12 protein-coding genes are annotated in these 14,184 nt (G+C 51.1%); 8 read left to right on the top strand and 4 right to left on the bottom strand.

The window, feature by feature from the left end; genetic code table 11:
- Positions 1-56 precede the first annotated feature (56 nt).
- The 8 genes from GCWU000182_RS08145 (at position 57) to tsaD (ending at position 9,210) form a co-directional block, all read left to right on the top strand.
- Positions 57-1,799, top strand: a complete 1,743-nt coding sequence (locus GCWU000182_RS08145) for an ABC transporter ATP-binding protein (RefSeq protein WP_035364817.1) — start codon at positions 57-59, stop codon at positions 1,797-1,799.
- 1 nt (position 1,800) lies between these two features.
- Positions 1,801-3,567 carry an ABC transporter ATP-binding protein gene (locus tag GCWU000182_RS08140; protein ID WP_023392340.1) on the top strand — a complete coding sequence of 589 codons (1,767 nt, stop codon included), beginning with the start codon at positions 1,801-1,803 and terminating at the stop codon, positions 3,565-3,567.
- Between the two features lie 270 nt (positions 3,568-3,837).
- Positions 3,838-4,737, top strand: a complete 900-nt coding sequence (locus GCWU000182_RS08135; RefSeq protein ID WP_023392339.1) for a DUF7916 family protein — start codon at positions 3,838-3,840, stop codon at positions 4,735-4,737.
- A 23-nt stretch (positions 4,738-4,760) separates the two neighbouring features.
- Positions 4,761-6,209 (top strand): N-acetylglucosamine-specific PTS transporter subunit IIBC, encoded by a 1,449-nt coding sequence (nagE, locus tag GCWU000182_RS08130; RefSeq protein WP_246269768.1) that lies wholly within the window; start codon positions 4,761-4,763, stop codon positions 6,207-6,209.
- 179 nt (positions 6,210-6,388) lie between these two features.
- Positions 6,389-7,138: a tRNA (adenosine(37)-N6)-threonylcarbamoyltransferase complex dimerization subunit type 1 TsaB gene (gene tsaB, locus GCWU000182_RS09725; RefSeq protein ID WP_051372959.1), complete on the top strand. Its 750-nt coding sequence runs from the start codon at positions 6,389-6,391 to the stop codon at positions 7,136-7,138.
- On the top strand, positions 7,110-7,703 hold the full coding sequence (gene rimI / locus GCWU000182_RS09720; RefSeq protein ID WP_023392336.1) for a ribosomal protein S18-alanine N-acetyltransferase: 594 nt from the start codon (positions 7,110-7,112) through the stop codon (positions 7,701-7,703). Before tsaB ends, rimI (GCWU000182_RS09720) begins: the two co-directional genes overlap by 29 nt.
- Positions 7,704-7,714: 11 nt before the next feature.
- On the top strand, positions 7,715-8,200 hold the full coding sequence (gene rimI / locus GCWU000182_RS08115; RefSeq protein WP_023392335.1) for a ribosomal protein S18-alanine N-acetyltransferase: 486 nt from the start codon (positions 7,715-7,717) through the stop codon (positions 8,198-8,200).
- Positions 8,197-9,210, top strand: a complete 1,014-nt coding sequence (gene tsaD / locus GCWU000182_RS08110) for a tRNA (adenosine(37)-N6)-threonylcarbamoyltransferase complex transferase subunit TsaD (protein WP_023392334.1) — start codon at positions 8,197-8,199, stop codon at positions 9,208-9,210. The genes rimI (GCWU000182_RS08115) and tsaD overlap by 4 nt, the downstream gene beginning before the upstream one ends.
- A 152-nt stretch (positions 9,211-9,362) precedes the next feature.
- On the opposite strand, the gene abc-f is transcribed toward tsaD, so the two are convergent.
- The 4 genes from abc-f to GCWU000182_RS08090 all read right to left on the bottom strand — a co-directional run bounded on the left by abc-f (position 9,363) and on the right by GCWU000182_RS08090 (position 14,171).
- Entirely contained in the window at positions 9,363-11,321 is a 1,959-nt protein-coding gene (gene abc-f, locus GCWU000182_RS08105; RefSeq protein ID WP_023392333.1) for a ribosomal protection-like ABC-F family protein, read from the bottom strand.
- Positions 11,322-12,241: 920 nt separating this feature from the next.
- Positions 12,242-12,514, bottom strand: a complete 273-nt coding sequence (locus GCWU000182_RS08100) for a hypothetical protein (protein WP_023392330.1) — start codon at positions 12,512-12,514, stop codon at positions 12,242-12,244.
- Between the two features lie 32 nt (positions 12,515-12,546).
- Positions 12,547-12,891: a hypothetical protein gene (locus GCWU000182_RS08095; RefSeq protein ID WP_023392329.1), complete on the bottom strand. Its 345-nt coding sequence runs from the start codon at positions 12,889-12,891 to the stop codon at positions 12,547-12,549.
- 11 nt (positions 12,892-12,902) lie between these two features.
- Positions 12,903-14,171: a DUF1576 domain-containing protein gene (locus GCWU000182_RS08090; RefSeq protein ID WP_023392328.1), complete on the bottom strand. Its 1,269-nt coding sequence runs from the start codon at positions 14,169-14,171 to the stop codon at positions 12,903-12,905.
- Positions 14,172-14,184: the final 13 nt, after the last annotated feature.

Genomic DNA, 14,184 nt, shown 5'->3' with positions numbered 1-14,184 from the left:
GTCGATGCCTCTATTTTTTGAATTTTAACCAATCAATAACAAAAAGGAGGTTCTATATGCAGTACATTTGGCGTTATTTACGCAAGCATCCCAAGCTCTTGTTTCTAGATTTCTTAGGGGCTTTTTTCTTTGTCTTAGTTAACTTGGGCCTGCCGACCATCCTGGCCCGGATGGTAGACGAAGCCATCCTACCTCACGATGTTAGCCGACTCTATTACTGGTCTGTCATCATGTTCCTAGTGATTCTGGCCGGTGTAGCGGGGCGCATTCTGCTCTCCTACACCGCCAGCAAGCTGACTACCGAGATGATTCGGGAGATGCGTAATGATCTCTATGACAAAATTCAGCAGTTCTCCCACCATGAATATGAGCAGATTGGGATTTCTAGTTTGGTAACCCGGATAACTTCGGATGCCTTCGCCCTCATGCAATTTGCCGACCAAAGTCTGCGTCTGGGGATGATTACCCCCTTTATGATAGCATCTTCCATGGTCATGATTCTGGTAACCAGCCCGTCCCTGGCCTGGTTGATTTTATTGGCGGTGCCACCGCTAGCCATTTCCATCTGGTTTTTGGCCAGAAAGTCGACGCCCCTGTCTAAGCAACAACAGAAGACACTAGATAAGATTAACCAGTATGCCCGCGAGAACCTATCTGGTTTGCGGGTTATCCGGGCCTTTGCGCGCGAGGATTTCCAAGAGCAACGCTTCGATGAGCAAAACCAATCCTATACCGAGACCTCGTCCCGTCTCTTCAAGTTAATGGGTTGGGCCAACCCACTCTTCGTCCATATCTTGATTTGGATGATTGTAGCCATTGTTTGGTTTGCCTTGGAGCCAATCGCTCAGGGTTCGCTCCAAGTAGGGAATCTGGTAGCCTTTGTAGAGTATGCCTTCCATGCTCTCTTCTCCTTTATGCTCTTCGCCAACCTCTTCATGATGTATCCGCGGACCGCCGTATCAGCAGCCCGGCTGCAGGAAGTCATGGATCTACCTATTTCCATTGATCCAAATCCCAACGGGGTGACTGAGACGGAAACTAAGGGCTATCTAAGCTTCGAGAATGTGACCTTTGCCTATCCAGGTGAGACGGAGAGTCCGGTGCTTCATAATATTAGCTTTGAAGTTAAGCCTGGCCAGACCATCGCCTTTATCGGGTCGACCGGGAGCGGTAAGTCCTCTCTGGTGCAGCTCATTCCGCGCTTCTATGATGTGACTCTGGGGAAAATCCTGGTGGATGGCGTCGATGTCCGCGACTATAACCTCCAGGCCTTGCGCCAGAAGATTGGTTTTATCCCGCAGAAGTCCCTGCTCTTTACCGGGACCATCGGCGATAACTTGCGCTATGGCAAATGGAATGCCAGCGAAGGCGAGTTGGAGAAGGCCAGCGATATCTCCCAGGCGCGGGAATTTATTCATAGCCGGTCTGAACGCTATGAAGCCTTCCTAGAAGAGGGCGGCAGCAACCTGTCAGGGGGTCAGAAGCAACGCTTGTCTATTGCGCGTGCTGTAGTGAAGCGTCCTGATATCTATATCTTCGACGATTCCTTCTCGGCCCTGGACTATAAGACTGACGCCCAACTGCGTAAGCGGCTCAAGGAAGTGACCCAAGAGGCCGCCGTCTTGATTGTGGCTCAACGCGTGGGGACCATTATGAATGCTGACCAAATCATCGTCCTCAACAAGGGCGAAATCGTGGGTCGTGGGACTCACCAAGAATTAATGGCTAGCAATGAGATTTACCGTGATATCGCCAATTCTCAGCTTAAGCAAGCCAGTCTAGATGAGGAGGCCATGTAAGATGAATAAAAAAGTATCTAGTATCAAACGCCTCCTGCCTTATATGAAGCCTTATGGCTTGTCTTATTTCTGGGCAATCCTCTTGACCATTGTTAGCGACATTGCCTCCGTCTTGGAACCCTTCATTTGGGGTTTGGCCCTGACGGAAATCTCGCGGGGGAGTGTGGCCATCCTGCAAAAGCTACCGGGCGCTAGCCTCAACTACGCCTATATTGGCTGGATTCTAGTTATCTACTTCTTCCGTGGTTTGACTTATCAAGTGTCAGCCTATCTAGCTAATGTGGCCATCACCAATGCCGTCCAAGGGACGATTCGGGATCTACGTCAGGCCATGAACCAGAAACTCAATCGCCTGCCGGTCTCCTATGTGGACCAACATCAGTTTGGTGACCTCTTGGGTCGTATGACCGGTGATGTGGAGTCCGTTTCCAATGCCTTGCAGCAGAGCCTGCTCCAAATTGTCAATGCCGTCTTCACCCTTGGTTTGGTGATAGCCATGATGATTTGGCTTAACGCAAGCTTGGCCTTAGTGGTCATTATCTCTATGCCACTGTCTTATTGGGTGGCTAAGAAGGTCCTGGTTCTATCTCAGCCTTATTTCAAGGGCCAGGCCGACGCCTTAGGTCGCCTCTATGGCTTTGTCCAGGAGAACCTAACGGGTTTTAATGTCATCAAGCTTTATGGCCGGGAAGAACAATCCGCCCAGGAATTTTATGACATTACCCAAAATTTACAACAAGTAGGCTTTAAGGCGACCATGGTGTCTTCGATGGTCATGCCGCTGGTAGGCTTCATCTCCCACATGACCTACTTGCTCCTAGCGCTGCTGGGAGGCTTGGCCGTCTTGCAAGGGGTGCTGACTATCGGGAACCTGCAAGCCTTCGTCCAGTATGTCTGGCAGGTCAACCAACCTATTCAGACGATCACCCAGCTGACAGGTGCCTTGCAGTCAGCTAAGTCTTCCCTGGACCGGATTCTAGAATTGATGGATGCGCCCGAAGAAGTGGTGAGTGCTAAGGCTCATTTGGCAGGACCGCTAACAGGGCGGGTCAGCTTCCAGGATGTGGCCTTCCACTACCAGGAAGATAAGCCTCTGATTCGTAACTTCAACCTAGAAGTTGAACCCGGTCAAATGATTGCCATTGTCGGGCCAACGGGCGCCGGTAAGACAACCCTGATTAACTTGCTCATGCGCTTCTATGATGTGACCCAGGGGGCTATCCTGGTGGATGGCTTGGATATCCGGGACTTGCCACGTCAGGAATTACGCCAGCAGTTTGGCATGGTGCTCCAGGATGCCTGGCTCTATGAAGGGACCATTAAGGACAATCTGCGTTTCGGTAACTTAAACGCTACTGATGAACAAATCGTGGAAGCAGCCAAGGCCGCTAACGTGGATCACTTTATTCGGACCTTGCCGGGTGGTTACAATATGAAGATGAACCAGGAATCCAGCAATATCTCCTTGGGTCAGAAGCAACTGCTGACAATCGCCCGGGCCTTGCTGGCAGATCCTAAGATTCTGATTCTGGACGAGGCCACCTCGTCAGTGGATACCCGTCTGGAGCTCCTCATTCAGAAGGCCATGAGCCGCTTGATGGAGGGGCGGACCAGCTTCGTTATTGCCCATCGTCTGTCGACCATTCAGGAAGCCGATAAGATTTTGGTCTTACGTGACGGCCAGATTGTAGAACAAGGCAATCACGACAGCCTCTTGGCAGCCAAGGGCTTCTACTACGAGCTCTATCAAAGCCAATTTAATCAATAAGCCCATAAGGTTAGGATTTTGTCCTAACCTTATTTTTGTAATTGGACTAGACAAAAAAGTGTCACAATAGTGCGGATTAGATAGCTTATAGTTTTATCGCCCAAGTGTTGCCTTTAGGAAGTCGAGTCAAAATTAAGCTGAAATTTATCTCAATTAGTGATGTGCTGAATTTAGGGGAGAAAGGCTTTACATTAAGGGGTTTCAGGACTATAATGAAGGCAAGACGTATCCTAGAATACGTTTCAAAAATATCTGGAAAGGAGGAGAAGCATGGCTCATAAACGTTTGTTGTCTTGCACAGCCAGCGAGGTCAAAACTTTGACAGCCGCGGAACTAAAACAAGCCATTAAGGCCAGTGAAGGCCGTATTATCTTGGCGGAGACAGTGGTTACTAAGGCGCCGCTAATTGAAGGGGTGAGCAATGCGGAGATGATGCGGGCATTTAGTGCGGATATGCTATTATTGAATGAATATGATCTATCCACTAAATTTATCCATAGTTTGCCTGCAATGGACGCGCCCATTGCCTATCTCAAGGAATTAACCGGTAGACCTATGGGGTTGAACTTAGAACCTGTTGATCCAAGTGCTGAAGCGCTAGAAGATTGGATTGACCTACCTGAGGGCCGACGTGCCACGGTAGAGAACTTCCAAGCCGCTAACCGAGAGGGATTTGATTTCTTGGTCTTGACGGGTAACCCTTCGACAGGGGTTAGTCATCAGGCCATTGAAGCCACGGTGCGGCTAGCTAAGCAGCATTTCAAGGGACTGGTCTTTGCAGGTAAGATGCACAGTGCCGGGACCGGCGAGAAGGTGGTCTCTGAAGCGCATTTGTTAGCCTATATGGCAGCAGGTGCGGATGGCGTCTTGATTCCAAGTGTGGGGACCGTGCCAGGAGTCAGAGAAGACCAGGTGGCGCGGATTGCCGAGCAGGTCAAGGACTTGGGCGGTTTAGTTATCTCAACCATTGGCACCAGTCAGGAAAGTGCCGATAGTGGGACCATTCGCGAATTTGCGCTAGCCAACAAACGCGTGGGTACAGATATTCATCACATTGGCGATGGTTCCTACGGACGCATGCCAGATCCAGAGAATATTCTGGCCTTGTCGCTAGCAATTAGAGGGAAGCGACATACTTATTTCCGTATGGGACAATCAGTATTAAGATAAATAGAAAGTAGGAAAAAACAATGATGTCATATTTACAAAAAATGGGTCGCTCTTTGATGCTACCTGTTGCCATTTTACCAGTGGCTTCCATTTTAATGGGGATTGGTTACTGGATTAGCCCTGCTGGTTTAGGTGTTCCAGGCCAAACCGGGACCAACCCAGTAGCAGTCTTCTTGATTCAAGCAGGTTTAGTCTTAATCGACAAAATTCCACTCTTATTCGCCGTTGGTTTGGCTGTTGGTTTAGCCAAAGACAAGAACGGGGCAGCCGGTCTCAGTGGTTTGGTAGCCTTCTTAATTATCACGACTATCCTATCTAAGGATGTTGTGGCTCAATTACAAGGGGTAAAACCAGAAGAAGTGGCTTTGGCTTTCTCTAAGAGCACTAACGCCTTCATCGGGATCTTATCAGGGATCATCGGTGGGGAAATGTATAACCGTTTCAAAGATGTTAAATTACCAACCGCTCTAGGTTTCTTCAGCGGTCGTCGTTCTGCGCCAATCATGGCAGGTCTTGTAGCATCACTTGCTGCCCTTGTCTTGCTCTTCGTATGGCCAGCAGTCTTCAGTGCTTTAGTTGCCTTTGGTAAGTCATTTGTTGGCTTGGGCGCAATCGGTGCTGGTATCTATGGTTTCTTCAACCGTCTCTTGATTCCAGTTGGTTTACACCATGCCCTCAACGCTGTATTCTGGTTCGACGTAGCTGGGATTAACGATATCGGGAACTTCTGGGGTAACACTGGGGTTCTAGGTCAAACTGGTATGTACCAAGCTGGTTTCTTCCCAGTCATGATGTTTGGTTTACCAGGGGCTGCTTTGGCAATGTACCGCAACGCCAAAGACAGCAAGAAAAAAGCTGTCTCAGCCCTCTTAGTAGCAGCTGTCTTGGCTTCCTTCTTAACCGGGATTACCGAGCCACTTGAATTCTCCTTCATGTTCCTAGCACCTGTTCTTTACTTGGTGCACGCTGTCTTAACAGGGGTATCCTTGACAATTGCAGCCTTGTTACATGCTACTGCAGGCTTCAACTTCAGTGCTGGTTTGATTGACTTTGTCTTAACTAGCCGCTTGCCAATGGCTAACAATCCTTGGCTCTTGATTGTCTTAGGTGTGGTAATGTTCGCAGTTTACTTCTTGGTCTTCGACTTCTTAATCAAGAAATTCAACTTCACCACTCCAGGTCGTGAAGAAGATGAGTCTACTGAAGGCGATGCTAACATGACCGTTAAAGCTAGCGACTTCAACATTCCTTTATTAATTGAAGGTTTAGGTGGCAAGGACAACATTGAAGCAACTGACCACTGTGCTACTCGCTTACGCTTAACCTTAGCTGACACTAGCAAGGTTGACGAAGCTAAGATCAAATCTACCGGTGCTGTTGCAACGCGTGTCCTCAACAAAAAGAACGTGCAAGTCATTATCGGGACCGAAGTACAATTTGTTCACGATGCCTTAGCAGCACAAGTAAAATAAGCCAGTCTATTGATAGAGTAGATAAAAAAAGCGTTGGTAACCTGAGGGCTCCAACGCTTTTTCTTGTGGCTTGACGAGAGAGGGCAAAAGGCTGGTTTTCTAGCTTCTGGCCTCTTCAGTTGCTGGTCACATTGTGTTAAAATAGATAGGTGATAAATTCAGAGAAGGAGGCGAGCGGCATGGCCAAGCTTGCATTAGATACGGCGACGGAGGCACTGTCAGTGACAGTCATAGATGATGCGGACCGGGTGCTAGGACATACCAGCTTAGCGGCTGGCAAACAGCATGGGGAGCGTTTGGTGCCGGTTGTGGCCCAGTTGCTGGAGGATTGCAATGTGGACTGCCAAGCCGTGGATAGCCTCTATGTGGGGGTAGGGCCTGGCTCTTATACCGGCGTGCGGATTGGGGTGACCCTGGCTAAAACCTGGGCGGACAGTCTGGGTCTAGCCCTCTATCAGATGTCTTCCCTGGCCCTGCTAGCAGCTCAAGCCAGCGTTCCTGTAGGAGATTACATTATTCCCCTCATGGATGCCCGCCGCTTGTCAGCCTACACGGCCCTCTATCAGCAGACAGACCAGGGGCTGGTGGCGGTGACGGCGGATTGCCATGCCGACTGGCAGACTTGGCTGAGCTCGGAGGCTAGCCAGCATTTGCAGGCCGGAGCCCAAGTCGTGATGATTGGCCAGCATCTGGCACCTTTCGCTGAGGCCTTTAGCCAAGCCTTGCCAGATGTCAGCCTTAAGACGGTGGAAGGTTGGACCGCCTATCCTCATACCGACAAGTTCCAGCAAGTCGCCCATGAGCGGGTGGTAGAGCCGGCCCTCTTGGAGCCTGTCTATGGCCATTTGACCCTGGCGGAACAGGAATGGCTAGCCAAAGAAGGAGGCGCCAGTGTCGACCATGCAGCACTTATCCACTATTATTCGTGAGTTCTGGCAGGAGCGGGTGCTAGGCCGTAGGCCTGAGGAAGCGAGTCAAACGCCACCCAAGCGTCATGCAGCCCTTGACATCAGCCAGTTCCCGCCCCAGCCCTTGGGAGCGGGGGCCTATCTACGGCCATTAGTCGAAGAAGATTTGCCTGAGCTAGTGGCCCTGGAAGAACTCTGCTACGACGGCTTTTTGGCCTGGACCCTCAAGGATTTCCGGACCGACTTCCGTTATAATCTCTATGCCATCTACTGGGTGCTGGAAATTGATGGCCATATTCAGGGCCTGATTTCTGGCCGTTGCCAGCAAAAGACCGCCCACATCAGCCATCTCTTCATCCACCCGCGCTTTCGGCGCCAGGGCTATGCCCGTCGCCTGGTGCAACGCTGGTGTCGTTGCGTCAGCCAAATCGGCAGCCGGCGGGTGACCTTAGAGGTTAGGGCGACCAACCAGGCCGCTCAAAGCCTTTACCAGGGGCTAGGCTTTGAAATCGAGCGCCTAGTGCCCAACTACTACCACACCATGCAGGAGGACGCCCTCTTCATGGTCTACGACTGTCAGCAATAGGAGGTGTCGGCATGGACAGCAAACATTATCAGGTGGTGCCCTTTACCGGCGCCCAGCTACCCGAGGCCTTCCGTCAGGTCATTATTGAAGGCAATCAGGCCTTGCACTGGAATGAAGCTCAGAGTCGGGGCGACTTCCAACTGGACCAGGCCGAGTATTATCTGCTGCTAGACCATGATCAGGTGCGGGGCTATGTCGGCCTCCACCATGTCTTGGATGAAGCCACCCTCAACCTAGTCTATATCCAAGCTGACTTGCGAGGTCAGGGACTGGGGCGCCAGCTCCTGGATTTCGTCTTAAATCAACTAGCCCATCGGGGCATCCGCCATGTCTTCTTGGAAGTGCGCCAGGCTAATGTAGCAGCCCTGGGGCTCTACCAGCAGGCCGGCTTTGAAACCTTAATCGTCCGGCCACGTTACTATCAAAATCCGGTGGATGACGCGGTCATTATGCAAAAATTACTAAGTCGATCAGAAAAGGAGGGGGAGCCTTCATGAGTCAAAAAGTTCGGATTATGGCCTTTGAATCATCTTGCGATGAGACCAGTGTGGCCATCGTCGAGGACGGCCAGACCATCTTAGCCAATGTGGTGGCTTCCCAGGTCCAAAGCCATATCCGCTTTGGCGGGGTGGTGCCAGAGGTAGCCAGCCGCCACCATGTGGAACAGATCAGTCAGGTGACCCGTTTGGCCTTAGAACAAGCCGGGGTCACATGGCAGGACATTGATGCCATTGCAGTCACCCAGGGGCCGGGCCTAGTCGGCGCCCTCCTAGTCGGGATTACGGCCGCCAAGACCTTGGCCTTAGTCCACGACAAGCCTTTGATTGCGGTCAATCATTTGGCCGGCCACATCTATGCCAGTCAAATCGGGCAGCCACTAGCCTTTCCTCTGCTGGCCCTGATTGCTTCGGGCGGCCATACCGAGTTGGTTTACATGCCTGAGCATGCAAGCTATCAAGTCGTGGGAGAGACCCAGGATGACGCGGTTGGCGAAGCCTATGATAAGGTCGGACGCTTGCTGGGCCTGCCTTATCCGGCCGGTAAGCATGTGGATGCCTTGGCCCATCAAGGCCAGGATACCTATCCAGTGCCGCGGGCCATGCTCCAGGAAGATAACTTGGACTTCAGCTTTAGTGGCATGAAAAGTGCGGTCATGAACCTGGTTCATAATGCCAAGCAAAGGGGCCAAGAGCTGGTGACGGCTGATTTAGCCACTAGCTTCCAGCAGGCCGTCGTCGATGTCTTGGTGGGCAAGACCCTTAAGGCCTTGGACCAATATCCAGTTAAGCAATTTATTCTGGCCGGGGGCGTGGCCGCCAACAGTGGGCTCCGCCAACGTATGGAACAAGAATTGGCTAGTCGCTATCCTGATGTGCAGGTCTTGATTCCGCCCCTATCCCTCTGTGGGGACAATGCAGCCATGATTGGGGCAGCTGCCTATCCGCTTTATTTACAAAAAACATTTAGTCCCCTGACCCTCAATGCTAAGCCTGGCTTATTCCTATAAGCTAGGCTATTTTTTCTTCTTGGGGGCCAAAGTTTGCGCACTAAGGGTCACTAAATCGATTTAAGCCAATGAAAAAAGGCACTGAGATTTAAGTCTCAGTGCCTTTTTAGCTTCCCATTATATCATATATGATATATCGGGAAATTTTAAACTTAGGCCAGGAAGTCTTCCAAGGCCAGGCTGGCGCTTTCCCAGGCTTCTAAGGCCTCTAGTTGGGCGGCTTCAGCCTCTTGCAGGTCTTGGTGGAGCTGGGCTAGTTGGCTTTGGTCATTGGCCAGGGCAGCCGTCTCCATCTGGGCGTGAAGTTGGGCGATGCGAGCCTCCCATTGTGCGTGGCTGGCGTCTGCCTGATCCACGGCTTCTTCCAGGCGGCGGCGTTGACGCTTGGCTTCTTTCATAGCTTGATAGTCTTGCTGGGCCGGATTAGCTGAATTGGATGTCTTAGGCTCAGTGCTTGCCTGGCTAGCTTGGCTCTGGGCAATCAAGGCTTCTTCGGCCTTCTTCTCCTGATAGTAGTCGTAGTCGCCTAGGTAGGTTTTGACGCCTTGTGGGGTGATTTCAACTACTTGCGTCGCCAGTCGGTTGATGAAATAGCGGTCGTGGGAGACGAAGAGTAGGGTGCCATCGAAGGCAATCAGGGCATCTTCCAGAACTTCCTTGCTGTCGATATCCAAGTGGTTGGTTGGTTCGTCCAGAATCAGGGTGTTGTCGTGCTCGGTGGCTAGCAGGGCCAGACTGAGCCGGGCCTTTTCACCACCGCTCAACATGGAGACCTTCTTGAGGACGTCATCGCCGGAGAAGAGGAAGCTGCCAAGAATGGTCCGAATGACCTTCTCGTCGGTGGTGTCATGGGCCTGCCAGAGGGTTTCTAAGACGGTTAAGCTCTCGTCAGGTAAGACCAGATTCTGGTCGTAGTAGCCGATTTGGACGCCCGTCCCAAAGCGATAGGTTCCTGCCAGGGCAGGCAGTTGGCCAATTAGGGTCTTGAGCAAGGTCGTCTTGCCGACCCCATTAGGTCCCACTAGGGCGATGGCTTCTTGGCGACGGACCTGGAGGTTGAGATCCTGGGCGACAGGCGTAGCCTCATAGCCCACCGCCAAATGATCGACGGCTAGGACATCTTCACCGGAGTCCTTGGCCGCTAGGAACTGGATACGGGGCGCCTGCTTGTCCTGCTTAGGCTTTTCTAGGCGGTCCATTTTCTCCAGCTGCTTGCGGCGGCTTTGGGCCCGTTTGGTCGTTGAAGCACGCACCAGGTTACGTTGGACGAAGTCTTCTAGTTTTTGAATGGTGGCTTGTTGAGCAGCATAGGCCTTCTCTTCTGCCGCCAGGCGCAGGGCCTTCTCTTCCACATAGTAGCTGTAATTGCCCTTGTAGGTGTGGAGCCGATGATGGCGCAGTTCTAGGACCTGGTTAACCACCTTATCCAGGAAATAACGGTCGTGGGAAACCAGGAGGAGGGCGCCCTTGTAGCCAGCCAGGTAAGTTTCTAACCAGGCCAGGGTGGTCATGTCTAAGTGGTTGGTCGGCTCGTCCAGAATCAGCAGGTCATAGTCCATGAGCAGGATGCGAGCCAGGGCTAAGCGGGTTCGTTGCCCCCCGGATAATTGGCTGACCGGCGTAGCATAGTCAGCTTCGTAAAAACGAAAACCGTGCAGGACCGTCCGGATATCGGACTCAATGGCATAGGCATTGCGCTGGGTTAGGGCTTCCTGGAGTTGGTCGTAGCGCTCCAAGGCAGCCTGGTAGGCTGGCGCCTGAGTGTCGTCTGACAACTCGGCTAGTCGCATGGCGGCTTCTTCAGCCGTCTGACGTATGGCTAGCGTCTCCTGGAAGACTGCCAGCATGGTATCCCAGATGGACAGGCTGTCGTTCCAGTCGGTCCGAACATGTTGGGCCAGGTAGCCGATTTTGAGCCCTTTGGCCTTGGTGATGGAGCCGTCCGATATTGGCTCTTCGCCCATGATTTGCTTAATCAAGGTGGACTTACCGGCCCCGTTACGGCCCACCAGGGCAATACGGTCTTGAGTTTGGATATTGAAGGAGACCCCTTCATAGAGGGTGTCATCGGCAAAGCGCCGAGCCAGGTCATTGGCTTGTAGTAGAATCATAGCGGGCGATTCCTTTCTATCAGTGTCTCTATCATTATACCGTGAAGATTCAGGACCTTCAAGGAAAGAAAAGAGGCGACCTCCAGGAGATTGGAGGGTGGTTTGTCGTTATCTTGGTCTTCAATATTTTAGGCCCAGTTCGGGTTAACCCGAACTGGGTAGACAATCTTGAAAAGCAAGAAAGTCATAGGGAAATACCTTATTGCCTTTATAGCAGGAGGAGAACGTAGAAAACAAGGAGAAACTTAAAGTGGCCCAAGTATTTTTTAGTAGAGACAAGGCTTATGTTTGGGACAAAAGAGGGGTGGAAGGCGATAAATCCGTTGTAAGACTGGCCTGGCCAGGCTAGAGCCGGTCCAGCTCCAAATGCCCACTTTAGGTGTTAATGCCGAAAGGCAATCGCAGGTTCTCGCCACAAACACCCGGAATTTAATTATCTTGCTTTTCAACATATTACGTCGAGTTCGGGTTAACCCGAACTCGCATCAAAATACTGAAAAGCAAGAAAACGATGGAGAGTCCTGTTATTGCTGTTCTATCAATGTTCATCAGAATAATATGGTCAGAAATCTAAAATGACCAGAATAATTTTTGTTGAAAATAGCCTAGCCAGGCGGAAGACTGGCGTTGCCAGATAGCTACTTTAGGTTCGAAGACTAAAGATGCTCAAAACTAATAGGCACAAAGCCTAAAATAAAAGAATCTTGCTAATCAACATTCAGCATAGAGTTGTGGTTAACCACAACTCGCATCAAAAAACTGAAAACCAAGAAGTTTATAGTGAATCCTATTATGGCTGTTCTACCAAGAGTCATCCCAAAAATATTAAGCAAAAGCTAAAATGCCCCAAAATATTTTTGCCTCAAATCTTATCAAGCTAGCCACAAAAAAAGCGCTCCTCAAGAGGAGCTCGTGTCTACTTAGCTAGCAACTTGTGCCCGGTCATAGTCATAGAGACGGGTCAGGACATAGGCCAATCCGCAGGACACACCATGAGTGAAGGTGATGTGCTGGGTTAAGAAGAGAGGGACTACATAAATTAAGACAGCCAAGGCAGCATAGAAGTGCGGTTTGTATTGTGGGAAGCGACGGACATAGCGCAGATAAATCATGGCGAGCACATAGCCCCAGATGGCACCACCCGTAATCGGATGTAAGAAGAGTTGATAAGCTGGCATGCGGAGAAAATCCATGGGGGAAACAATCCTTTCTACTAGTGACTAAATTATTTGATTTTGTAACGTCTGATGGTAAGGGTCAAGACCCCATCTTGGAAGCCACCCTCAGCTTCGTCAATAGCCTTGCCCAGGAAGCTGTAGTCATGGCCGGAGCAGTGACTACCTAAGAGGGCGTTGAAGTATTCGTCCACTTCGATCTCACGTGGACTTTGCAGATCCTTGAGTAGCTCTTGGAAGCTAGCGGGTTCGGCCTGGCAAGGCGCTTGGACGGTCATTTCAATGACTTGGTTGCTAGCCTTAAAGTCTAGGTTAAAATCATTAAGGCCATTGTCTAAGAAATAGGAGACAATCTCCTTCATAATACGCGTTGCTTTGTGTTTTTCGATATTCATAAGGGCTCCTTCTAATCATCATAGGCGTGATGGTTGCTGCGCAGGGTATCATAGATTGGTACCAGGAAGGCGGCGACAAAGCCACCCGCAAAGCCATTGTTATAGAGGCTCATGCCTGCGTGTAAACTAAAGACCATACTCACTATATTATAATGCAAAAAGCCTGCGACTGCACCATAAATGATGCCATAATGTCCAGCAATTGGCGCTAGGGTGGTCCCGAATAAGATTGGTACCCAAACGGTGGATTGGGCGGGATCTTGGCCTAGTAATAAGGCAGCTAGTAGAATGCCGGCAGAGATAGGTAGGCAGTTACGCGGATGCTTACCGAAGGCGGAGAAGCCCATGACCCCTAGGATACCGCCCAGGATAGGCCCATTCAATTGGACGCCCAAGGCCAGGGCCAGTAGCAAGTAGAGGCTGCCGTTAAGGGCCATATTGAAGGCCGCCGTCCCGAAGCCAAAGTGAGCCAGGAAGTCATCCGGTGTCCGGCCGGCCCGGCGCAAGAGTTTGCCATAGTTGGCTTTGACTTCTGTTCGTTTGTAGACGGCTAGGCCAAATAGCCCTAGCAAGATGCCCAGCAAATAGAGGACCAAGAGGCCATGATGCTCCTGGTTGAGGATGCTGAGGCTAGGCGCCTCTAGTTTGAAGTAGCGGAAGCTAATGGTCCCGAACATGGCGATGATACCCATGGCGAAGCCAAAGTTATAGAGGTTAAAGCCTTGGTGGAACTTGAGGTATTGCTCAGCCAAAGGCGCTGAGATGAAGCCGACGCCGGTCCCGATTAGGGCTGCTAGAATCAGCGACCACCAGGACAAGCCAGGTGCGATGGCCCAGAAGGAGATAAAGGGCGCCGCCGAAGTGGCGAAGAGGCTGACCGTGGTCAAGGAACCGAAGGATTGGCCGGTCCAGCGACTGTAGAGGTAGACCCCATAAAAAATCGGCAGAATATTCAAGATATGGGTACCGAAGAGGGCGTGGCCAGCAAAGATACCGGCAGCTGCCACTTGCAGACCGTTGAGACGTGACCGCGTGTTGGTGTAGACCAGGATGTAGGCAATAACGAAATGGCAGGCCACATTGAAGAAGGTGGCCGCCATCCCCATGGCCGTAAAATCAGTCATTAGGTGGGTTTGTTTACTTAAAATTTGGCCGTAATCAGACCAGAGGCTTCCGGCGTCTGGCATCAAGAAGCTAAATATAAAGGTATAGAGGGCCAGCACTAAGAGACTAGACTTCTTGTTGGGCCGCAGGAAAGATGGAAGAATGGAATCAGCCATGGGAACCTCCTTA

Origin of the sequence: Abiotrophia defectiva ATCC 49176 (genome assembly GCF_000160075.2) — a bacterium.
In the GTDB taxonomy this organism is placed as follows: domain Bacteria; phylum Bacillota; class Bacilli; order Lactobacillales; family Aerococcaceae; genus Abiotrophia; species Abiotrophia defectiva.
This window is presented reverse-complemented; position numbering and strand designations above follow the sequence as displayed.